This window comes from Desulfuromonadaceae bacterium, assembly GCA_019429445.1.
GTDB lineage: Bacteria > Desulfobacterota > Desulfuromonadia > Desulfuromonadales > JAHYIW01 > JAHYIW01.
This window is the reverse complement of the sequence record JAHYIW010000009.1, coordinates 1-21,450: the sequence shown is the minus strand read 5'-3', so window position 1 is coordinate 21,450 and position 21,450 is coordinate 1. Positions and strand designations below refer to the sequence as shown.

The following is a 21,450-nucleotide window of genomic DNA, read 5'->3' as shown; positions in this document are numbered from 1 at the left end:
GGCTTGATCGGCCTGGAGCATGACAGTTCTCCCCGGAGTGGATATTGATTTAGCACAGTTGGTAAGGGCCCAGCGGGAACCCGGACTGGGCTGCATTCCTGTCCGGTTGCAATGTTTCAGTATTTATCCGGCGGCGTATTCTTTGTTTTGCGTCCGGCCAGGGTGGTCAAGAGGACACCGATGGTCAGGCCGCAAACGAAGACAAGCAAAAGCAGCAGGGCCTGCGAGAGCGAAACGCTCCACACAAGAAATGTCAGTTCGACGGCGGCGAGATTCTGCATAACGAAGAGCAGCACCACACCAAGCAGGATCAGACTGACGAACAATTTTGTTTGCTTCATGGGTATTTCCTTAAAATGTTGGCAGCAATCATTCTGTTGCATCGCGTAAATTATCCCCGATTCGCCAGGACTATGCAAGAGGCACCTTGGGAAAGGATTGTGGGTCGACAGCATAACCGTTTCCTTCTGTTCAATCTCGGTCAGGTCGCGGTTTATTTGCCGGGTGACTGCTGACCGTTGTTCACTGGGGGGCATTTGTTTTAAAAAAGGCCCCCTCTTTTCTGAAAAACCCTTTAGCTCCCTCCTGAAATCTGCTAAAAGAGGATGGCGTCGCAAAAAGTCCGCGCTACTGCGTTACGCTGGTTTTTCAGGACCTCGACCTACCTGATGCAGGCCTTCGCCCCTGAAAAACCACCAAGCCTTGGAGGACGAAATTTTTGCTTAGCCACCCTTTGAGTTTTTGCGAGTGCATCAAAAGAGGATCACCTTAACTTTTCTACGGAGTCCCTATGGTTAAAATTGCCCCGTCCATCCTGTCTGCCGATTTTTCCCGTCTCGGCGAAGAAATCAAGGCGGTTGAAGCCGCCGGTGCTGATTATATTCATATCGATGTCATGGACGGTCATTTCGTGCCGAACATCACTATCGGTCCGCTTATCGTCAGTGCCGCGCGCAAGGTGACCCGCCTGCCTCTGGATGTTCATCTGATGATCGCGAATCCTGATCGCTATATTCCTGCTTTTGCCGAAGCGGGCGCCGATATCATTGTCGTTCATCAGGAGGCGACGGCACATTTGCACCGCACCGTGCAGTTGATTAAAAGTTGCGGCAAGCGGGCGGGGGTAGCGATCAACCCGGCAACTCCGGTCAGCACGCTAGAGGTGATTCTTGACGATCTGGATCTGGTGTTGGTGATGACCGTGAATCCCGGCTTTGGTGGGCAAAGTTTCATTCCTTCCGGGCTGGAGAAGATTACCGCGCTGCGGGGTGAAATCGACCGGCGTGGTCGATCGATCGAGCTGGAAGTCGACGGCGGGGTCAAGGTCGACAATATCGCTACCATTGCGGCTGCCGGGGCGGATGTTTTTGTGGCCGGGAGTGCGGTGTTCAGTGCGGATGATTATGCCGCCGTGATAAAAGCGCTGCACGACAACGGCACAAGGGGTTAAATCCTTCCACTGGATGACTCCCGGTGCTCCTGGAGGGTTTCTTCCGGGGGGATTTTTCCATTGAATTCAGCGTCCTGGGTGCGTGCCCAGGGGGCTCGGGGGAAATCGCGCCAGGGGGCGATCACCTTGCGCAGCGTCGTTGCCGGAATGACATGCCCGGTGTTCGGTTGGCTGCTGTCGCGGCTGATCGTCATGCCAACCACACGTCCCTGAATATCGAGCAACGGTCCGCCGGAATAACCCGGTTCGAGTGCGGCGCTGATAATGATAATTTCGGTTTGCTGATGCTTTTCCTGCCCCAGATAGCGGGCGGTGGCCACCTCCGGGGTTGCGCCGGGAAAACCGATGGCGTTCAGGATGCTGGCCGACGTAAGGCCACTGTCATCGCCGAATTCGGCGGGTTCCTCATGCCGACGCGGGAAAGACAGGACCGCCAGATCGTATTGCGGGAGTCGTTCCACGACAAAGGCCGTCAACTGGTTGCCGTTACACCACTTTAGCGTCAACCATTCGGCATCTTGTACCACGTGCAGGCTGGTTAGCGCAAAGCCGCGGCGCGAAATAACGAAAGCACTGCCTTGCCCCTGAGCGGAATTGACCCGCGCCAGAAAAGGGAATGCGGCCATCGTCGGTTCCCGGGGCGAGCTGAGTTCGACAGGAATGCGCCCCAATTCGATGCTACTGCGGTTAATGAGGCGCGCTAAAAGTTTGTCGGCCAGGCCGGTCAGGATATCCCATTTTTCAGCGGTTTTCCCCGATGCAAAAAAATCACCAGCGACGTGTTCTTCAAGAGGTATTTTAAGCTCTGCGAATAATGATTGTCGCTGACCATTGTCATCAAAAAGAACCGCACTCAAGGTTGCTTCGGAACGCAAGGAAAAGAGGGGTATTTCAGACAGCGCGGTCCAGAAACTGCTCCGGGCAGTCAACCGGGGGCTGTCATCCGCCGCGACCGGGACGTAGGCGAATTTGATGTCGACAGCAATCAGCAGGCTGTTTTTTTTACCGTTGTCACGCAATTGCCACAGCGCGGCATCCGGGGCCGTCGGGAACAGGCGGAAGGTGAGGTTCGGGCGCATACGCCGCAGCCGTTCGGCAAGCGTATCACCGAAATCCGCCGCGCGCTGATGGAAAAAACGGTTGAGTGAGGCAACGCTTTCCGGTCGCCAGCGCAGCTCGTCATGGATCAGCGTGTCGATGCTGACACTCAGCCAGGCGTGGTCGATGCTGGTCGCCTGGACGAGCGGGGCAAAGAGCAGCAACAGGGCGCATACCAGCACGACAACCGCCATCGGCAGCCGGGGGAAGCGCTTTATTTTTATTGTGGAATATGGCATAACGGATGACATTCCGCGAGAATATCTGATTTGAAAGCATTTGTCACATGAGTTTATTAAATTTTTCTCCTCGTAGTGTTGAATTCCTTGAACGGCTCAATACCCAGGTGATCGTCGGCGACGGCGCGATGGGGACATTGCTGTACAGTCGCGGTGTGCCGCTTGACGTTAATTTTGAACAACTTAACCTGCGCGATCCGCACCTGGTGCGGCGCGCCCACGAAGATTACCTGGCTGCCGGGGCGCAGCTTATCGAGACCAATACCTTTGGTGCCAACCGGCTGCGTCTGCTGGCCAGTGGCCTGGCGGAGCAGACCGTTGAAATCAATCGGGTCGGTGCTGCCCTGGCGCGTCAGGCGGCGGGAGAGCACCGTTTTGTTGCTGGTTCCGTCGGCCCGCTGCCGCGCCTGCGTGAGGATGATGACGAAACGGTTGGCGACCGTACGCAGGAGGTGCTGCGCGAGCAGATGACGGCTTTGGCTGACGGCGGCATCGATCTTTTTCTGCTGGAAACATTTGCCAAGCTTGAAGATCTTGAAACCGCGCTGGCGATTGCCCATGAACTTGGCTTGCCGGCGGTGGCGCAACTGGCGTTTCTTGAAGCGGGACGCACGCGCGACGGGGTGACAGCGACTGCCGCCGCACGCGCCTTGAGCGCTGCCGGAGCGGCGGTGATCGGGGCTAATTGTGGATCCGGCCCACAGGGGATCATCCGCGTGGTGGAGGATCTTGCGGCGGCGTGCACCTTGCCTTTGTCGGCTTTTCCAAACTCCGGTTTTCCGCAATATGTCGACGGTCGCAATATTTATCTGGCGACGCCCGAATATTTCGCGGCCCGCGGTCGTGATCTGGTCGCCCACGGCGTGGCCCTGATCGGCGGGTGTTGCGGCACAACCCCCGCGCATATTGCCGCCCTGGCCACTGCGGTTGCCGCGCTGACACCGCTGCGGACGCAGGTTGCGCGCCTGCCGGTAGAGCGGAGTGCGGCACCGGTTGCCGTTGCACCGGTTGAGCCCCGACGCAACTTTCTTGCGGCGTGGGGAGAGCGCCCCGTGGTGACGGTGGAGCTCGACCCGCCGCGCGGTCTCGATTGTCACAAGGTTCTTGCCGGCGCACAACTGCTCGCTGACGCAGGGGTTGATGCGATCAGTATTGCGGAAAATCCGCTGGCGCGGATTCGCCTTGGCAATATTGCTCTGGCGCGGGAAATTCAGCAGCGCTGCAAGGTCGAAACGATCGTCCATATCACCGGTCGCGACCGCAACCTGATTGGCCTGCACGCCGACCTGATGGGGGCACATCTGCTCGGTCTGCGCAATATTCTGGCGGTCACCGGTGATCCGGTTGCCGTCGGTGGCGAAGCAGGCGCAACCGGCGTTTTTGACCTCAATTCGGTCGGCTTGCTCGAATTACTCGCTGCGCTCAATAATGGCTGTGACCTGATGGGAAACACCCTTGGGGGGCGAACCAGTTTCCAGCCTGGCGCGGCGTTCAATCCCAATCCGGAAAATCTTGCCGGACAACTGCACAAGCTGAAGAAAAAAGTTGCCGCCGGAGCGCGTTACATCCAGACCCAGCCGGTCTATTCGATTGCAGTTCTCGACCGGTTGCTTGCTGCCACTGAACCGTTTGCTATTCCGGTGCTGGTTGGTATCTTGCCGCTGGTCAGCGAGCGCAATGCCGAGTTTCTGCATAATGAAGTGCCGGGAATCACCCTGCCTGACGAGATTCGCGGGCGGATGCGTGGAACGTCCGGTGCGGTCGGGGTCGCCATGGGGATGCGTATCGCGCGGGAGTTGATCGCTGCTGCGCACGGGCGCGTGGGCGGCTTCTATCTGATGCCGCCTTTCGGGCGGGTTGAGCTGGCACTGGAATTGTTGGAAATGATTCGTGCCCAGGCACAGGTTGGCTGAAGCTGTTGCGCGGCGTAGCGCAGAAAATTGCAGGATGGAGGTCAACGATGCGTTGGTGCTTACGGTTTTTGGCGATGGTGGGGCTGCTGGTTCTGTGCGGCTGCGCATTGCTGGATTCAAACCAGACCGATTTGCAATCGAGCGCTGACGATTTTTGTCAGCGGCTGCGCTGGGCTGATTATCAGGGTGCGGTGCGGCATGTTGCCGCACGACGGCAGGAGACGTTTCAAACCGCCGTGGTCGCGCCGGGACAGGACCTGAAAATGGTCGAGGTCCATTTTGAAAAAGCGGGGCCAGCGGGGCGCGATGGTCGGCGGCCAATGACCCTGGTGATGGAATACTACCGGCTGCCCTCCACCGGGATTCGCACGGCCCGGATCGATCTGGAGTGGATCTATCTCGATTATGGTTGGACGCGCCCCGGAATCTGGCTGATCGATAGTGATTTCAGTCCTTTGCGGTAATTTTCCACGTTGTATCCGCTGCGCCGGAACGGTTAGAAATACTCAAGTTTTCCCTTGATTTACGCGCGGCGGTTGTGCTATTAAGCTGCATACTGTATACAGCCTGACGGGGTTGCGTAAGCGCTGAAGAACAAACCAACAGCGTTATTCTTCACGGAAGATTCCGTCTTTTTTTTTACGCTTGGTTCGCAGACGGCAACAAGAGGAGGTCAACTTGGCTGAGGTCGTTTTTTCCAGCTGGGGAAGAAATATTGTTGATAACCGCGCCGGTGGCGACGCTGACCTGGCGTCATTGAAGGTTCGTTTGCCCGAGAGCTATCTCACCGAGGGCAAGGTCGGCGCGTTTATTGGTTGGGATGGTCTGGTGGTCATGGATAAAACCACTGATGTCGTGACTCTGGTTGCCGCGTACATGCAGCGGGTGCAGGAGAATTACTGCTGCGCCAAGTGCTCGCCCGGAAGAAAAGGGACGCGGGTTTTGCAGGACACGCTGAAGCGGATCATCTCCGGGCAGGGGAAGGAACAGGATCTCGATGCGCTTGAAGCAGCGGCTACATTGCTGGAACATTGCAAGTGCACGCTCTGCATGACATCGGCGGTGCCGGTACGCGATTCGCTGAAATATTTCCGTGACGACTATCGTGCCTACCTCCGTGGCGAACGCAGCTCCACCCCGGCCAAGGCGTATCGCGGCAAATTGACTGCGCCGTGCATTGACAAATGTCCCGCACATATCGATATCCCTTCCTACATCGAAGAAATCAAGGAATACCGCCATGTTGAAGCCCTCGGCAGCATTCGGCGCAACATGCCGATTCCGGCAGTTTGCGGTCGGGTCTGCCCGCATCCGTGCGAGACGGCTTGTCGGCGTGCGCTGGTCGATGAGCCGGTCAGCATCATGGTCCTCAAGCGGGTTGCTTCCGACCACGAGTGGATGCACCATCATCAACCACCGATGGCGCCGAAAAACCCGACCGGGAAAAAGGTGATAGTGGTTGGCGCTGGACCAGCTGGCTTGACCTGTGCCTACTATCTCGCCCTTGAAGGGCATAAAGTCAAAATTATCGATATGCTTACCGAGCCCGGCGGCACCGTCGCGGTTGGAATTCCTGACTACCGGATGCCGCGTCCGCTGTTGCAGCGCGAGGCTGACATTATCAGCGCGCTGGGGGTCGAGATTGAGTATGGTGTCAAACTCGGACGGGATGTTTCCCTGCGGGAGCTCAAGGCGCAGTACGATGCCATCTTCCTCGGTACTGGCGCGTTCAAATCGAAGCCGATGGGGGTCGAGGGCGAAGACCAGGGTTACGAAGGCTTTTCCGAAGGCGGTATCCATTATCTGCGTGCGGTCGCTCTGGGTGAGGGGATGGTCACGTCGAAGCGGGTCATCGTTGTCGGTGGCGGCAATACCGCAATTGACTGCGTGCGGGTCGCCCTGCGCGAAGGAGCGGAGGCGTCGATTCTGGTCTACCGCCGGACACGGAAGGAAATGCCGGCCGAGTCGTACGAAGTTGATGATGCCGAAGAAGAGAATGTCCAGTTTGAGTTTCTGCGTAACCCGACCCGGCTGATCACTGAAAACAACAAGGTGGTGGGGGTCGAGGTGATCAAGATGGAACTTGGCGAGCCGGATGACTCGGGACGACGGCGTCCGCAGGAAGTTCCCGGCAGTGAATATGTCATTCCCTGTGATCTGGTTATTCCGGCGATCGGTCAGGACCCTGACCTCTCCTATCTGGAAGATGGCGATTGCGGCATCAACCAGACCCGCTGGAACAGCATTGTGACCAAGGGCGGGACGATGATGACTGACAACGAAGGTGTCTTTGCTGGCGGTGATTGCGAGTACGGAGCCATGACTGTCGTTGTTGCGGTCGGTCACGGTCGCCGTGCAGCGCGGGCAATGCATCGCTACCTCACCGAGGGGAAAGCGTATCTCGATGAAGAAGACGCCATGGAAGACGTGATCAACAATCTTGGTGTGTTCGACAAGAATGAGCAGATTGGCATTCTCGGTGGGCTACATCGTCAGCATCAGCCAAAGGTTACTGGTGCCGAACGGGCGCAAAATTACGACGAGATTGAATTGGCCATGCCGGAAAGCCAGGCGGTGCGCGAAGCTGAGCGATGCCTGCGCTGCTACCGGGTGGGAATGGTTGCGGTTAACGACTGAAAGGTCGGTCGCGATCAGATCGAGACGACGGGAAGTTTCATAATACAATAACGGTCGATACGGCTGTAAAGCGTTATCGACCGTTATTCAACGTTTGAGGTGAGACACCGATGATCAAGCTGACCATCGACGGAAAAGCTGTTGAGGTTGCCGCTGGAGCGACTATTCTGGAAGCTGCTGAAAAAGTGGGAGTTCGGATTCCGACTCTGTGCTTTTTGAAGAAGGTTTCGCCGACCGGCGCGTGTCGCCTTTGCGTGGTCAAAATCGACGGGGTTGACAAACCGATGACCGCCTGCAACACGCCGGTGGCTGACGGCATTGTCGTTACCACCCAGTCGGAGCAACTAGCAAAAATTCGCCGCCAGACGATCGAGTTATTGCTGGTGAATCACCCGCTCGATTGCCCGGTGTGCGATGCGGGGGGCGAATGTGAGTTGCAGAATGTCTGCTACGAACATGACGTTGTCTCCCAGCCGTTTGCTGCCGAGGATGTCAGCGCCGCAACGATTGATCACTGGCCGTTGATTCAGCAGGTGCCGAACCGTTGTGTGCTCTGTGAAAAGTGCGTCAAGGTCTGCTACGAAGTGGTTGGCTCCGGGGCACTGTTCATCAACGACAAAGGCGACAAGGCGTTTATCGACAAGGACCTCGACAAGTGCGAATTCTGCGGCAATTGCGTCGCTGTGTGCCCGACCGGCACGATGATTTCCAAAACGTTCAAATTCAAGGCGCGACCGTGGGTGCTGAAAAAAACGCCCTCGGTCTGCACCGCATGCAGCGCCCAATGCCAGATCGACATCAATTCCCGCCAGGGGCAAATTTTGCGTATCACCTCTGACGCCACCACCGTCAACAACGGCAACCTTTGTATTGGCGGATTCTACAGTTACGGTTATTCCAATTCTCCGCAACGGTTGACCGCACCGCTCCTCAAAGTGCAGGGGCGGCAACAGCCGGTTTCGTGGGACGCGGCGTTCGCCGCGACGGTCACCGGACTCAAGCAGGTTGCTCCCGCAGCGGTTGCCGGCCTCGCCTCGCCGCGGCTGACCAACGAAGAAAATTATCTCTTTCAGAAACTCTTCCGCGTTACCCTCGGCAGTAACAATATCGATTCCGAGGCGCGCTTTGGTGCCCTGCGCACTTACCGGACGTTGCGCGCGGCGCTAAATCTTCAAGGGGCCAGTAACCGTTTTGATCGGATCGGTGTCGCTCAGTCGATCCTGGTTTTCGGGTGCGATGTCACTGCCGAGGCTCCGGCGGTTGACTGGCAGATCCAGCAGGCAAATCGCAAACGTGATGCCAAACTGGTCGTCGCCAATATGCGCGCAGTCAAACTGGATCGTCAGGCCAATGCAACGCTGGCCTATCGACCAGGCAGTGGCGCAACCCTGGCGACGGCGCTGACCAAGGTCATCCTTGATCGCGGGCTGGCTGACCAGGATTATCTGCAGCGTTTTGTCGTTAATCTTGATGAGTTGCAGGCCGATCTGGCCAAGGTTGATCTTGACCAGGCCGCCGCCGTAACCGGGATTGCTCGCGAGTTGATCGAAGCAGCGGCCGGCTATTTGGGAAGTGCAGATTCCGTGGCCCTGATCTTTGGTGCCGATGTAAGCAAAGGGCGTGAGGCAGAAGCCACCGTCGCCGCGCTGGCTAATCTGGCGCTGGTTTCAGGTGCACTGCACGGCGATTGCGGCGGTCTCTTTCCGCTCGACGAAAAAGGGAACATGCAGGGGTTGCTCGACATGGGCGTCTGTCCCGAGCTGCTGCCGGGTGGACACGACTACGCTGCCGGTGCGCCGTTCGCCAAGGCCTGGAACGCGACCCTCCCCGCAGGCGGGCGCAACGCCGGGGAAATTCTTGCCGGGATTGAGAGTGGGGAGATCAGGGCACTCTATCTGGCGGCAACCAACCCGCTGGTTTCTTTCCCCGAAAGTGCCCGCTGGCGCAAGGCTTTGGAGAAGATTGACTTTCTCGTTGTACAAGACATTCTCGCGACCGAACTGACGCTAATGGCTGATGTTGTCCTGCCGGGGGCGACGCCGTTTGAGAAGAGTGGCACGGTCACAGCGGCTGATCAACGCATCAATGTGCTGCGCAAAGCGCTCGATCCGGTTGGCGAGGCCCGTGAGGACGGTGCGATTCTGGCTGAACTGTATGCCCGGCTGAGTGGTGGCGTGCGACCGGAAATGTCCACCGTGCAACTCGAAATCAAGCAGTTGGCAGGGATTTACAATGACACCTGTTTCGTCACCGATGCGGCGTGTTGGAAAACTTCTTTCAGTCCGGCGGACAAGAGCTTGCGCTATAGCGCTGTTGCCCCGCAAACCGCGCCGACTGATGATTTGCAGTTGTTAAGTGGTAAGATTCTTTTCCACTTTGGCACCACCTCTACCTGCGCACCTGGCCCCAACGAGGTCGCGCCGTGCGGATATATCGAAATGAACGCGGTCGATGCAGACCGTATCGGGGTTAAGGACGGTGATGCGGTTAAAGTTGTTACCACCGTTGGTGAGACAGTCGGTCCGGCACGGGTCAGCAGCAAGGTCCCGGCGGGATTGATTTTCGCTCCTTATCATTTTGCTGATGTAAATATCCAGCAGGTTATCCCTGCCGACACCAATCTGGTTACGGTTCAGGTCACTAAAGGCTGATCTCCCGCAGCTGTTTATGACTCAGCGCCTCGGTATTGCCGGGGCGTTTTTTCATTCGGAGGCATTCTATGCAAACAAGTTTCTGCGATTATGAAGATAAAGTGGTCTATTCGAAAGAGAAGGCCAACAAGGTGGTGCTTCACGAAGGGGTTCATGCCCGGACAACTCTTTGGTGTCTGCTGCCGGGGCAGCATATTCACTCTCACGTTCACGCAGGTGATCATGTCTGGGTGGTGCTCGAAGGGGATGGGTCGTTTCTGAGCGAGGCAGAATCACGAAATGTTACCTCTGGCACGATCCTCCACGCGCCAGCCGGTGAGCCGCACGGCATTGAGAATCGCGGCGACTCCGGGCTGGTTTTTGTCAGCATCTCGGCAGGGTAGGTGCGCGTTTGATGTGAAACAAAAAGGCCTCGACATGATCATGTCGAGGCCTTTGCTTTAATGGTCGTGATAACCGAGAACCACCAGCAGACAACTGCCGTCGGCAATGACGTTCAAGCCGAGTTTTTCGGCGGCGGCGATCGCTGCCGGACTCTGCGCGCCCGGTTGCAGCCAGATGTTTTCAATCCCGTGGGCGGCAGCCTGGGGGATTAGTTGTATGGTGATTGCTGGCGGGGTGATGATCGACAGACTCTTGACATTGGCCGGGAGCTGGTCGATATGCGCAACGCAACGCAGCCCCTCGATTGCGTCGGCAGTGGGGTTGATCGGCGTTACTGGCAGCTGATGCTGCTGGTAACAGCGTAGCACCTTGTTCCCGAATTTGCCGCGATTCGCTGAAGCGCCGGCGACGGCGAAAGCTTCGGCGCTGAAAAATTTGCTGATACGTTCCTCGGTTGTCATCAGAACCTCCGCATGAGTCAGTGGTTGATTCGAGTGCGTCGGCGACTCAGTTGCGGAGCAAGCGGACCGCGTAAAATCCATCCATTCCACCGTGCCGTTGTGGACAGGTTCGCAACGCGCCACATTCATCGATTAAAGTGCTCCAGCCTGTCGGAACAGTGCTGTGCAAATCGACCCGGGAAAATTCCGGATACATGGCCAGAAACAGGGTAACGGTTTCTTCTGTTTCCTCAGCCGTCTGTGTACACACCGAATAAACCAGCGTGCCTCCGGGGCGCAACAGGGGCGCAACCTGAGCGAGAATCATCCGTTGCAACTCCGCCAGGCGCGGGATGTCGTCCGGTTGCCGTCGCCAGCGTCCATCGGGGTTGCGGCGCAATACGCCGAGCGCGCTGCACGGGGCATCGACCAGCACCCGGTCGAAACCGGCCTGCGGCAGAAAGGTTGGCGGGTGAGTCAGATCCCAGACGCGGGCATCAATGCCTGAGCAACCGAGGCGTCGCGCTCCCTCCTTGATCATTTTCACCCGATGCGGGTGCAGATCAAGGGCGGTGATTTGCGCCTGATTGTCGGCCAATGCAGCGATGTGGGTCGTTTTTCCGCCAGGGGCAGCGCAGGCGTCAAGGATCCGTTCCCCCGCTTGCGGGGCGAGCAGGTGCGCAATCAGCATGCTCGCCTCATCCTGAACCTGAAAAGTTCCGGAGGTCAGTGCCGCCGCCGAAATGGCCGCGCGACCACTCAGCGTCACCCCCTCGGGAGCGTAGCCGGTGGCAATGGCCGGATGGTCGGCGGCATGCAGCTGGGCCAGAAATGAGTCACGATCGGTTACCCGTGTGTTCACCCGGAGGGTCAATGGTGCCGCTTCGAGTTGTGCGGCGGCCAGCTGCAATGCCTGATCCGCGCCGAGTTCGTCCAGCCAGCGCTTTGCCAGCCAGCCGGGGAGTGACAGATAGTGGGTCAGGTAGTCGAGCGGCTGCTCCGGCGCAGGCCAGGGAATCTCGGCCTTACGTCGTTCCAGATTGCGCAGCACGCCGTTAATAAATCCGGCGGCGCGCAACAAGCCGACCTTTTTCGCCAGCTCGACAGTGGTATGGACCGCTGCCCGTGGCGGAATGCGATCGAGAATCAGCAATTGATACGTGCCCAACCGCAGCAGATCGAGAACGCCGGGCTCAATCTTGGCCAGCGCCTGCGTGCAGAAATGCGCCAGGGCAAAATCGAGTCGCCCGCGATAACGGCACACCCCGTAGCTCAGTTCCGTTGCCAGGGCCCGGTCGCGTGGGTCAAGATGCGGTTCGGCATTTAATTCGGCGTCCAAAGCCAGGTCGGCGTAGGCATCCGCTTCCTGAACCTTGCGCAAGACATAATAGGCGATACGCCGGGGATCGGGTTGTGACATGAGAGAGTTCCCCAAAAAAAGCGGGGGCGTGAGAGTCACGCCCCCGGAGCTGATTATGCTGCCAGGCCCGTTACGGTTGCATGGTTTCGAGTCGGCGTATGCGTTCCGCGACCGGCGGATGTGTCGAAAAAAGAGTTTTCAGCCCGGCACCGCGCAGCGGGTTGACGATGAACATATGTGCTGTCGCTTCGTTCATCTGCGCCATCGGCATGCGGCTGTTGGCCATCTCCAGTTTACGCAGGGCGTTGGCCAGATTGTGGGGATTGCCACACATCAGCGCGCCGCCGCGATCGGCTTCATACTCGCGCGAACGGGAAATCGCCATCTGGATCAGCATTGCCGCGATCGGTCCGAGGATCATCAGGATGATCAGCGCCACCGGGTTGCCATCCTCCTCATCCCGTCCGCCGCCAAAAATCATTGCCCACTGCGCCATGTGCGACATGTAGGAAATGGCCCCGGCGAACGTTGCGGCAATTGAGCCGATGAGAATATCACGATGCATCACGTGGCTCATCTCGTGGGCCATCACCCCCTTCAGCTCATCACGACTGAGAATCTGCGTAATCCCCTCGGTCGCTGCAACGACCGCATGCTGCGGGTTGCGACCGGTAGCGAAAGCGTTCGGCGTGGGTTGCGGCAGGATGTAGACTTTCGGCATCGGCAAATTGTTGCGGGTGCAGATTTCATGCACGACGTCAAACAACGGACCTTCCTTTACCTCACGACCGCGATACATTTTGATCACGATTTTAGCGGAGAACCAGTAGGAACCGAGGTTCATTGCGCCGGCCAGAATCAGGGCGAAGAGTGCGCCGCTCTGTCCGCCCAGCATGTTCCCAGCCCACACCAGGACCAGTGTCAGCAGCGTCATCAGTGCGGTGGTGCGGATCATATTGATCATGGTTGTTTTATCCTTTGTCAAGTTGTTCATCGGTGCACGGTTACTCTGCTCTGGTGGCTAATATAAGCAGCGACCGGAAAAAAATCAAGAGACGTTGATAATGTGTTCCTGCAATGCGCGCTCAACCTCGTCAAAAACAATCCTGGTGTTAAAGCAGGGGCCGTAAGGACGCCGGTTGAGGACACCGAGTACTGGCAGCGGGTAGGCGTCACGGATACCAGAGGTCAGGTCACGTTCGCAGGCGACGGCGAGAATAAAAAGCGGGCGCTTCTCGACAATAATTTTGCGCGCCAGGGTGCCGCCGGTGGCGACGGCAATGTCGATGTCGTAATGCGCCGCCAGTGCGGTCAGCTCGGAAATATCACATTTGCCGCAGCGGACACATTTGCCCACATCACCGGTAATCTTGATCGCGCAATCGAACAGTTGAATACAGTGGGGGAGCAGAATCAGCGCGCGCTCGGCGGGGACGCGAACTTTTTTTGCGCGCACCAGCTGGTTGTTGAGAACGATAAATGATTGTTGCAGAGTGTCTCGATCAACGCCGACCAGTCGACCGATGGTGATGATTGCCGGAAACAGGTAGCGGATGACAATTCCGCGTAATCGTTCAGAAATAAACAGGTCACGTTCAGTGAGCAGGGTGAGAATCAGCAGCGCCAGTCCGCCGACAATGATAAAAACCAGACAGGCCAGCAGGGTACCAAAGATGGTCGGCAGAATCGGGTGGATCGCATGCAGCCCGACACTCGGCACCCACCAGAGCAGGAAGGTTAAGCCGAGAATCACCCCGCAGGCGAGCATCAACAGTCCGATAAAAAGGCGTTTGCGGGGGCGGTAAGCTGCCTCGGCGGCGCAAACCGTGCCGCTCAGTGGTGCCTTATCTGTCACCAGCGGATCCCAGGCGGGTTCCCGGTGGTAAAGGGTGCCCCTTAACAAATTCAGTCGCCAAAAGCCACTTCTTCCCCGGCAACTGCAAGGTGCCGATACGCAACGCACCTGTCCCGCAGGCGACCACGACTCCGTCCGCCTCCACCGCCAGCACCATTCCGGCTGAGCCGTGGCTGTGTGTCGGCGTGGTTGCGGCCAGTTTCAACACGGTGGTGTCGAGCAACGTATAGGCTCCGGGCCAGGGAGACAACCCGCGCACCTGATTATGAATCGCGGCGGCGCTGCGGCTCCAGTCAATCAACCCGTCTTCCTTTTTCATCAGCGGGGCATAACTGCTCAGCGCATCATCCTGCACCTCGGGGTGCAGTGTCCCCGTGCACAGCTGGCGCAAGGTTTCTTCGAGGACCTCGCGCCCCAGTATGGCCAGCCGGTCGTGCAGTTCCCCGGCTGTTTCGAGAGGGCCGATGGACAACGCCCGTTTGACCAGCATGGCACCGGTATCAAGACCGGCATCCATCTGCATCGTTGTCACCCCGGTTTCAGTTGCACCGTCAACAAGGGCCTGATTGATCGGTGCCGCTCCGCGGTATTTCGGCAGCAGCGAGGCGTGCACATTGATGCAGCCGAAGCGGGGGATATCGAGGACACTTTGCGGGAGAATCTGCCCGTAGGCAACGACCACAATCAGGTCAGGAGCCAGTGCACGCACCACTTCGACCGCGTCGGGACTGCGCAACCGGGTGGGTTGAAAAACCGGGATGGTGTGGCGTTCAGCCAGCAGCTTGACCGGCGGGGGGGTCAGTTGTTTGCCGCGCCCCTTGGGGCGATCCGGCTGGGTGAACACACCGCACACATCAACCCCGGCAGCAATCAGCCCTGCCAGGGCGGCAAGGGCGAAGTCAGGGGTTCCCATAAAGACGACGCGCAGTTCTTCAGGACGGATCAAAGGGATTCCTCCAGCTGAGCGAGAATTTTTTTGTATTTTTTACGGAACAGCGATTTTTTCAATGATGACAGTCGATCAACAAAAAGCATTCCATTGAGATGATCGATTTCGTGCTGGAAGGCCACGGCCAAAAGGCCGTCAGTGGTCAGCTCGTGTTGCTCCCCGGCAAGATCAAGAAAACGTACCGTGATCTCTGCATCGCGTTCGACGCGCGCATAATAGCCGGGGACCGAAAGACACCCTTCCTCTTCAAAGAGTGTCCCGCTGTGCGCAACTATTTCCGGATTGATCGCGGTGTAAAGCTGCCGCGGTTCATCTTTGGGGGTGCAATCAAGGACGATCAAACGACGTGATATCCCCACCTGCGGGGCGGCCAGGCCGACGCCGGGGGCCGCATACATGGTTTCGGCCATGTCGCTTGCCAACGTCCGCAACGCAGCGTCGATTGTGTCGACCGGTTCTGCCACGCGGCTTAACACCGGATCGGGGTAGTGCAATATCTTGAGAAGTGCCATCTTGAAAACTCGTTATCTGTTCTGGAATAAAAAATGTAACTGTTCAGCTCTTTCGTAGGAGCGGCTTTAGCCGCGAACAATCGCGCCTGAAGGCGACTCCTACAGCGTCATTCCGGCAAGATTTCAGCCGGAATCCAGGGTTTTCAAGGTTGAACGTCTGGATCCCCGACAGGATCACTCGGGGATGACGACCCTTGGACGGGCAGGTGAATAGTTACTAAAAAATAAATGCTCTGTGCCACGAAGCTCAAACAGACATGAAAAACGGGCTTTGAGGGATTTGGGCCATTGCGTGTTTGCTGTTTGTGCCGTGATACAAAAAGCTTGAACTATCCAGTGATGATAGCGGTTGCGCACGTCAAATGTCAATGTCAACGACCGCTATTCTCAGCGAAACATCCGTTTGAAAAGGCCTTTATTATCCTGCTCGCGTTTTTCATTCAGCGTTTTCAACCCGTTGCGGGCGAGGGTGTGGCGGGGGGTGATTTTCAGTGCCTTGCTGAATTCCGCCTCAGCCAGGTTCTCCTGCCCGTTTTCAAACAGAATCCACCCCTTGTAGGCAAAGCCGTCGGCGGTTTTCTGGTTTGAAATCGCCCGATTGAGCATCTGTCGCGCATTGTCGAGCATCGCCTTGCTGTTGGCGTTTTTGGGGTTACGATAGATTGCCCAGGCCAGATGCGCCTGGTATTCCCCGTTTTTCGGATCGTGATTGATGGCGTCGCGCAAGGCGCTGGCGGCGTTATCCCACTCTTCCATTTCCAGGAAAACCTTGGCCGACTGATATTGCACCTGGGCCTGAAAAAGATCATCTCCCGCTTCGCCAAGCCCCACCTTTTCGGAGCCGAGCATCTCGTCGTAGCGCTCCTTTTTGACCACGTCGGACAAGGTGTTATAGGCCGTGGTTACGGTATCGAGAATCTTTTCAACCAGCACCGCTTCGGCACCCCCCACCTGCATGAGCACTTCTGGACCGAAACTGCGGGTATAATCAAAATAACGCTCCTTGAGTTTGTCAAAAGAGAATTCCCCCTGCCGCAACTTGAATATTTCGTAGTAATTTTTCCCTTCAAATTCGGCATGGGTGGCACGAATCCGCTGCCCCAGATCCGCTGTCGCTGTTTCAGCCTGTTGCGTAATTGGCGGCGGTGCCGCGAAATCTGCCTCGCCATCAGCGGCGCTGACCAGATCATCAAATTTGACCAGCGTCGCTTCCTCAACCCCATCAAGATCGTCGCTCTCCGGGATATTGAAAAAACGCCGCACCGGAAAATCGGCTGTCGCCGCAACGAGTGGAGAGGGGGCAAAGTTGAGCATCTGTAACGCGACCAGCGTCTGCAGCAGGGGCAACAATTTATCACTGTCACCCAGACACTCATCGAGCCGCCGGTTGCCGTCGACACGCGCGATAAATGACTGTTCCTCCTCGTTGAGATCTAAAAAGTTGATATGCCGAAAATAGGCGGGCGCAAAGGCGACATACTCGGCGCCAAAACGTTGTCGCAATTCCTGCCGCGCCGCAACACTGCCATGGCGGTGGAAGCCATGATAGATGATCTGTGCCATGCCCACCCCAGGTGGTCGCCAGTCGGATAAGGGCGCGAGAGGTTGCAGTTTAACCTGCCCCGGCGGCAGGCCGAAGCCGGCGGTTAACTCCTCCGCCAGCCAGCCGAACTGCTCGCGCGCCAGGACGATATCATCGAAGCAGCCCATGCGCACGAATGTCTCGCCCCGCCCTTCACCACCGCTGCGATAGTAACGGCACTCTTCCTCGGTCACCAGCTTACGTTTAGACAGATACTCACCAAGATCATGACAGACAAAGCCGGGGCGAACCGCCACCGGCAAGCCGTCGCAAAAGATCAGCAGGTGATTTCCGGTCGCAGTGGTCAGCTCGCAGCGCCCGGTAAAACGGCGTCGCCAGGCCTGTATCAACAGTTGATCAAACGCCAATGACGGACCGCTGCGGCCGCCAGAAACTGAAGGGCGTGCCGGCTGCGTGGCAGCCGGGAGCATCGCCTCAAGCGCCGCGAGCAGGGCTTCCGGCTTGAACGGTTTTGCGAGATAATGGCTGACCCCGAGTGAACGCACGGCCTGGACGTGTTTGTCACCCTGATATACCCCTGACATGACGATGACTGGCAGATCTTTGGTGCGCAGACTTGCACGCAGTTTTTTAAGCAAATCGATGCCGTGCAGACGTGGCAGCTTGAGGTCGAGCAAGAGCAGATCGGGGGGGGAGGAAACAATTCGCGTCAGTGCTGCCACCCCATCGGCGACGGTTTCTGGCGCAAAGCCGCGACGCTGCAAGAGTGCACTCAGCGCGGTGCAGATATGCGGATTGTCTTCGGCGATCAGAATGCGTTGCGACATCGTACCCCGTTGCGATAGTCAGTACCAAAAAGTTCAGTGACGAAGTTGATAACGTCGTACTGCGCGATTATGGTCGCGCAGGTTGCCGGAAAATTGGTGGGTCCCATCCCCTTTGGCGACGAAATAAAGCGTGTCGACCTCCGCCGGATGGGCCGCTGCGTGCAGCGCTTGTGCGCCCGGTGCGGCTATCGGTCCCGGTGGCAACCCGACAAAGGTATAGGTGTTGTACGGCGTCGGGGCGCGCAAGTGACGGCGGGTCAGATTGCCATCAAAATTTTCAATCCCGTAGATCACCGTCGGATCGGTCTGCAACGGCATGCGCAGTTTCAACCGGTTGTGAAACACCGCCGAGATCAGGGGCATTTCGGCATTGACGCCGGTCTCTTTCTGGATCAGCGATGCCAGCGTCACCAGTTGATGAGGATCAAGACCGACTTTCGCGGCAGCGGCGAGCAATTCCGGGTTGAGTCGGGTACGTAACTCCCCCACCATGGCGGATACGATCTGTTTCACCGAGGTGCCACGGGAAAAGGCATATGTCTCGGGGAAAAGGTAGCCCTCCAACGTCTGTGCATCGATATCCAGCGCACGGACAAAATCCGGATCAGTCACTGTGCTGAGAAAGTCGGTCGCCGGGACAAGACCGGCAGCGGCGACACGTGCAGCGATCTGGCGCAAGTCAAACCCTTCCGGGATGGTTACCTTGCGTTTGTAGACATCGCCGGAGATCAGCCGAGCAAGGACCTGATCGGGGGTTGCCGCCACGCGAAATTCGTATTCCCCGGCCTTGATCCGCCGTGCGGCTTGACGCCAGCGGGCCAGCAACCTGAATTTTCGCCCATCACTGACGATCCCCTGCGTAACCAGCCGTTGTGTCGTGGTTGCAAAAGACTGCCCTGGAGCAACGTCGATCAGCACCGCGTGCGACGGAGTCACTGCGGTGGTCAAGAAACGGCTGGCCACAACGCCAGCCGCAGCAAGCCACAGGAACAGCCCAAGGCCGATAATAATGAATAAATTGCGTCGTTTCATAGGCTCAAAACAGTGGGGTTAATAAATAAATGATTCATCATAAAGGAGTTTGGGCGCTGGCGCAAGAATTTGAATTAGCGTTCCAGTCATACGCAAAGCTGATAGCCATACGTCGTTGAAATGTTGACATTCTTGAAATGTTCATCCGAATGTCAAAATAGCGAGGATGTCCTCTTGTGTCGCGTTTCCGTCAGTGCCAGCAAATTTGAAAAACGATCCAGCAATGACTGTCGGTCGGTGTCATCAAGAAAAATATCCCCCGCCGACCGCGTTCACGAAGGCTCGCGAGATTTTCGGGCAACCCATTAGAGGGACAACTAAAAATAGGCCCATAGCCCTATCAAAATTGATATGACGCTCAAAAATACAGGATTATAACCAATTATTTAACAGAGCCCGGATAATTAGAGGGACGTGCCGAACCTCACTGAAGTGATTTATGTCTTGAGATCCCAGCGTCTCGAAATGGCCCGCGACTTCAGCCACCCCCCCTCCTTCAAATAAGGGTCACCCATTCAACGCAGGCACCGCCCTGCCGACAAACCGATTCAAATGGTGACGAATATACGTTGTCGCCATGCGGGTGCCACAGATTTAATTAGCCAAAATATAATAATTATGGTATTATAAACCCAATTTTTAAAGAATATATGGCATTTTTATGGGATCATAATCCAATAAAAAGATTTTGGAGTTAATGAATGGACGAGGTCATAATTGAAATATATGCCGAAGGGGAGTGGCGCAAGGTAGCCGACTTCGGTGTCTACGGAAAAAATTACGGGGCGGGGTATCATGCTGAATGCCGCCTCCTATATGATGTTGATTATGTCCTCTCGCGAATGGAGGAAGACCGAATCGTCGACCGGGTTGGGTGTCGTTACCCCATTAACTTTGACAGCTATGAAGGCGGCAGTTGGCCGGCCTTTTTGCTCGACCTGCTGCCGACCGGCGCAGCAAGAGATGCCTGGCTCAAAATGCTTGGGATTAAAGATGACGCTTCGTCCTGGTGGCAGCTTTTGAGATTTGCGACAGGGAATCCGCCCGGCAATCTCCGCATTGCCGGAGCCGCCGTCGAGCCAAAAGAGCACCCCGGCTTTGAAAAGAAGAAGATTGTAGAGAAAAACGTCGACTTTATTGAGTACGCTGAAGCCAACGGGGCGCTGGTTGCGGGAGCCAGCGACGTGCAAGGACAGGCTCCAAAATTTTTGCTGATGGAGGACCACAAAGGCCATTGGCATGCAGAAGGCGCCATTCCTGAAGACCAAGCCAAGTGCCATTGGCTGGTCAAATTCCCAAGAGGAAAAACAGAGGCCGACAGGCTGGTGCTTCGCAACGAGGCCCCCTATTACGAGGTAGCCAGGGCCTTCGGCCTGCGGACCGCAGCCCCCCTGGAATATGAAGACGGCGCCCTCTTTGTCCGTCGCTTTGATCGACGGGTGACACAAGGGGGTGTGGAGCGATTCGGGCTGGAAAGCATGGCATCGATTTGCGGCATCAGTGAATTTGGGATTAGAGGCTCCCACAACAAGGCCTGCAAGATGATCCGACGCTACACAACCGAGCCTCACAAAGAAATTCTGGAATACATCAAAAGGGATATCCTCAATGTTGCGCTGAGAAACACGGATAACCACGGCAGGAACACAGCATTTCTGAAATTTCCCTCGGGGGAAGTCGTCCTGTCTCCACTCTTCGATTTTGCCCCGATGTTTAAGGACCCTGAAGGAATCGCCAGGGCTTATCGGTGGGACGCCGAAGGAGAAAAGGAGATCGGATTGCCCGACTGGGGCCGTGTAGCTGAGGACCTCGAAAAGGAAACAGACCTCAACAGCAAAGACCTGCGCAATTGGTTTGCTGATTGTGCCCTCGAAGTTGAGCGTCTGCCAGAGATAATGATTCGTTGCGGCGTTGAGGAAAGCCTTTTCGATGACCTTTTAGGAAGAATCCGGCAGATAGCCAAAAACTTAAAAGAGGCGTGTCCGCCACAGTGATAAAGGGTCGGTGTCCATGAAAAGACCAGATGAGAAAGAAATAAAGCGACTGCGCCGGGAATTGTTTGACGCCATAGAGGAGGGGTGCATCACCTTGGCGGAAGCAACAAGAATGATGCGCAAGGTATTGGGCATGAACAGGAGGGACTACGCGGAAAAGGTCTTGAAAATAGGCTTCGAAACCTTGCAGGCCGTAGAGACGGGGCAAGGGAACCCGACGCTGAAAACACTTAGAACCATCGGCGCCCCCTTTGGATTAGATGTCGGATTTGTGCGAAAGAGGCGCGAATAGCGGCACCAATTGACCAAATTCGAGGAGTTTGGGAAGGCTGGCCTTTTTAAAGAGAAATCGGGTTGAGATGTGGGAATGCCTTGGAAAAACGACAAGTTAACCAGCTTAACAACGTCCCCCAATTAACGCAGCATCATCCCAACGCTTGTGCAGACGGCCAAACGCCAGGGTGTTCATCCCAGGGAATTGCTGCACATCCTCCATACAGCGGACACCGCCACGACACAGGCCGCCCTGTTCAACAACTCAAGCTGAAAATCGGCAGAAGAAAACT

The 21,450-nt window shown here is 56.7% G+C and carries 18 protein-coding genes; 8 read left to right on the top strand and 10 right to left on the bottom strand.

Going from position 1 to position 21,450, the window contains the following annotated elements; genetic code table 11:
• Window positions 1–116: 116 nt before the first annotated feature.
• Window positions 117–341 carry a DUF1049 domain-containing protein gene (locus K0A93_04770; protein ID MBW6511420.1) on the bottom strand — a complete coding sequence of 75 codons (225 nt, stop codon included), beginning with the start codon at window positions 339–341 and terminating at the stop codon, window positions 117–119.
• Window positions 342–790: 449 nt separating this feature from the next.
• On the opposite strand from K0A93_04770, the gene rpe reads away from it, so the two are divergent.
• The gene (gene rpe, locus K0A93_04765) at window positions 791–1,450 is read left to right on the top strand and encodes a ribulose-phosphate 3-epimerase (GenBank protein MBW6511419.1); all 660 of its coding nucleotides are present in this window, start codon (window positions 791–793) and stop codon (window positions 1,448–1,450) included.
• Here the strand turns inward: rpe and K0A93_04760 are convergent.
• Window positions 1,447–2,787 (bottom strand): serine protease, encoded by a 1,341-nt coding sequence (locus K0A93_04760; protein ID MBW6511418.1) that lies wholly within the window; start codon window positions 2,785–2,787, stop codon window positions 1,447–1,449. The genes rpe and K0A93_04760 overlap by 4 nt on opposite strands.
• Window positions 2,788–2,834: 47 nt before the next feature.
• Here K0A93_04760 and K0A93_04755 point away from each other — a divergent pair, with 47 nt between their 5' ends.
• The 5 genes from K0A93_04755 to K0A93_04735 all read left to right on the top strand — a co-directional run bounded on the left by K0A93_04755 (window position 2,835) and on the right by K0A93_04735 (window position 10,371).
• Window positions 2,835–4,700 carry a bifunctional homocysteine S-methyltransferase/methylenetetrahydrofolate reductase gene (locus tag K0A93_04755; GenBank protein MBW6511417.1) on the top strand — a complete coding sequence of 622 codons (1,866 nt, stop codon included), beginning with the start codon at window positions 2,835–2,837 and terminating at the stop codon, window positions 4,698–4,700.
• A gap of 47 nt (window positions 4,701–4,747) precedes the next feature.
• Window positions 4,748–5,164: a hypothetical protein gene (locus tag K0A93_04750; protein ID MBW6511416.1), complete on the top strand. Its 417-nt coding sequence runs from the start codon at window positions 4,748–4,750 to the stop codon at window positions 5,162–5,164.
• Window positions 5,165–5,378: 214 nt separating this feature from the next.
• On the top strand, window positions 5,379–7,337 hold the full coding sequence (locus tag K0A93_04745) for an FAD-dependent oxidoreductase (GenBank protein ID MBW6511415.1): 1,959 nt from the start codon (window positions 5,379–5,381) through the stop codon (window positions 7,335–7,337).
• Between the two features lie 110 nt (window positions 7,338–7,447).
• Window positions 7,448–9,988 (top strand): molybdopterin-dependent oxidoreductase, encoded by a 2,541-nt coding sequence (locus tag K0A93_04740; protein ID MBW6511414.1) that lies wholly within the window; start codon window positions 7,448–7,450, stop codon window positions 9,986–9,988.
• 68 nt (window positions 9,989–10,056) lie between these two features.
• On the top strand, window positions 10,057–10,371 hold the full coding sequence (locus K0A93_04735) for a cupin domain-containing protein (protein MBW6511413.1): 315 nt from the start codon (window positions 10,057–10,059) through the stop codon (window positions 10,369–10,371).
• Window positions 10,372–10,428: 57 nt separating this feature from the next.
• Here the strand turns inward: K0A93_04735 and K0A93_04730 are convergent, their stop codons facing one another.
• The 8 genes from K0A93_04730 to mltG form a co-directional block, all read right to left on the bottom strand.
• Window positions 10,429–10,833, bottom strand: coding sequence for a CoA-binding protein (locus K0A93_04730; protein ID MBW6511412.1), 405 nt, complete (start codon window positions 10,831–10,833; stop codon window positions 10,429–10,431).
• Window positions 10,834–10,879: 46 nt separating this feature from the next.
• A complete protein-coding gene (gene rsmB, locus K0A93_04725; protein ID MBW6511411.1) occupies window positions 10,880–12,232 on the bottom strand; it encodes a 16S rRNA (cytosine(967)-C(5))-methyltransferase RsmB in 1,353 nt (450 codons plus the stop codon).
• A gap of 70 nt (window positions 12,233–12,302) precedes the next feature.
• On the bottom strand, window positions 12,303–13,133 hold the full coding sequence (gene htpX, locus K0A93_04720) for a zinc metalloprotease HtpX (protein ID MBW6511410.1): 831 nt from the start codon (window positions 13,131–13,133) through the stop codon (window positions 12,303–12,305).
• An 87-nt stretch (window positions 13,134–13,220) separates the two neighbouring features.
• Window positions 13,221–13,940, bottom strand: coding sequence for a DUF116 domain-containing protein (locus tag K0A93_04715; protein MBW6511409.1), 720 nt, complete (start codon window positions 13,938–13,940; stop codon window positions 13,221–13,223).
• Between the two features lie 76 nt (window positions 13,941–14,016).
• Window positions 14,017–14,940 carry a methionyl-tRNA formyltransferase gene (gene fmt, locus K0A93_04710; GenBank protein MBW6511408.1) on the bottom strand — a complete coding sequence of 308 codons (924 nt, stop codon included), beginning with the start codon at window positions 14,938–14,940 and terminating at the stop codon, window positions 14,017–14,019.
• A gap of 29 nt (window positions 14,941–14,969) precedes the next feature.
• Window positions 14,970–15,488, bottom strand: coding sequence for a peptide deformylase (gene def / locus K0A93_04705; protein ID MBW6511407.1), 519 nt, complete (start codon window positions 15,486–15,488; stop codon window positions 14,970–14,972).
• A 387-nt stretch (window positions 15,489–15,875) separates the two neighbouring features.
• Window positions 15,876–17,858: a response regulator gene (locus K0A93_04700; GenBank protein MBW6511406.1), complete on the bottom strand. Its 1,983-nt coding sequence runs from the start codon at window positions 17,856–17,858 to the stop codon at window positions 15,876–15,878.
• A gap of 33 nt (window positions 17,859–17,891) precedes the next feature.
• Window positions 17,892–18,890, bottom strand: coding sequence for an endolytic transglycosylase MltG (mltG, locus tag K0A93_04695; protein ID MBW6511405.1), 999 nt, complete (start codon window positions 18,888–18,890; stop codon window positions 17,892–17,894).
• A gap of 701 nt (window positions 18,891–19,591) precedes the next feature.
• On the opposite strand from mltG, the gene K0A93_04690 reads away from it, so the two are divergent.
• Entirely contained in the window at window positions 19,592–20,884 is a 1,293-nt protein-coding gene (locus tag K0A93_04690; protein MBW6511404.1) for a HipA domain-containing protein, read from the top strand.
• Window positions 20,885–20,900: 16 nt separating this feature from the next.
• Window positions 20,901–21,176 carry an XRE family transcriptional regulator gene (locus tag K0A93_04685; GenBank protein MBW6511403.1) on the top strand — a complete coding sequence of 92 codons (276 nt, stop codon included), beginning with the start codon at window positions 20,901–20,903 and terminating at the stop codon, window positions 21,174–21,176.
• Window positions 21,177–21,450: the final 274 nt, after the last annotated feature.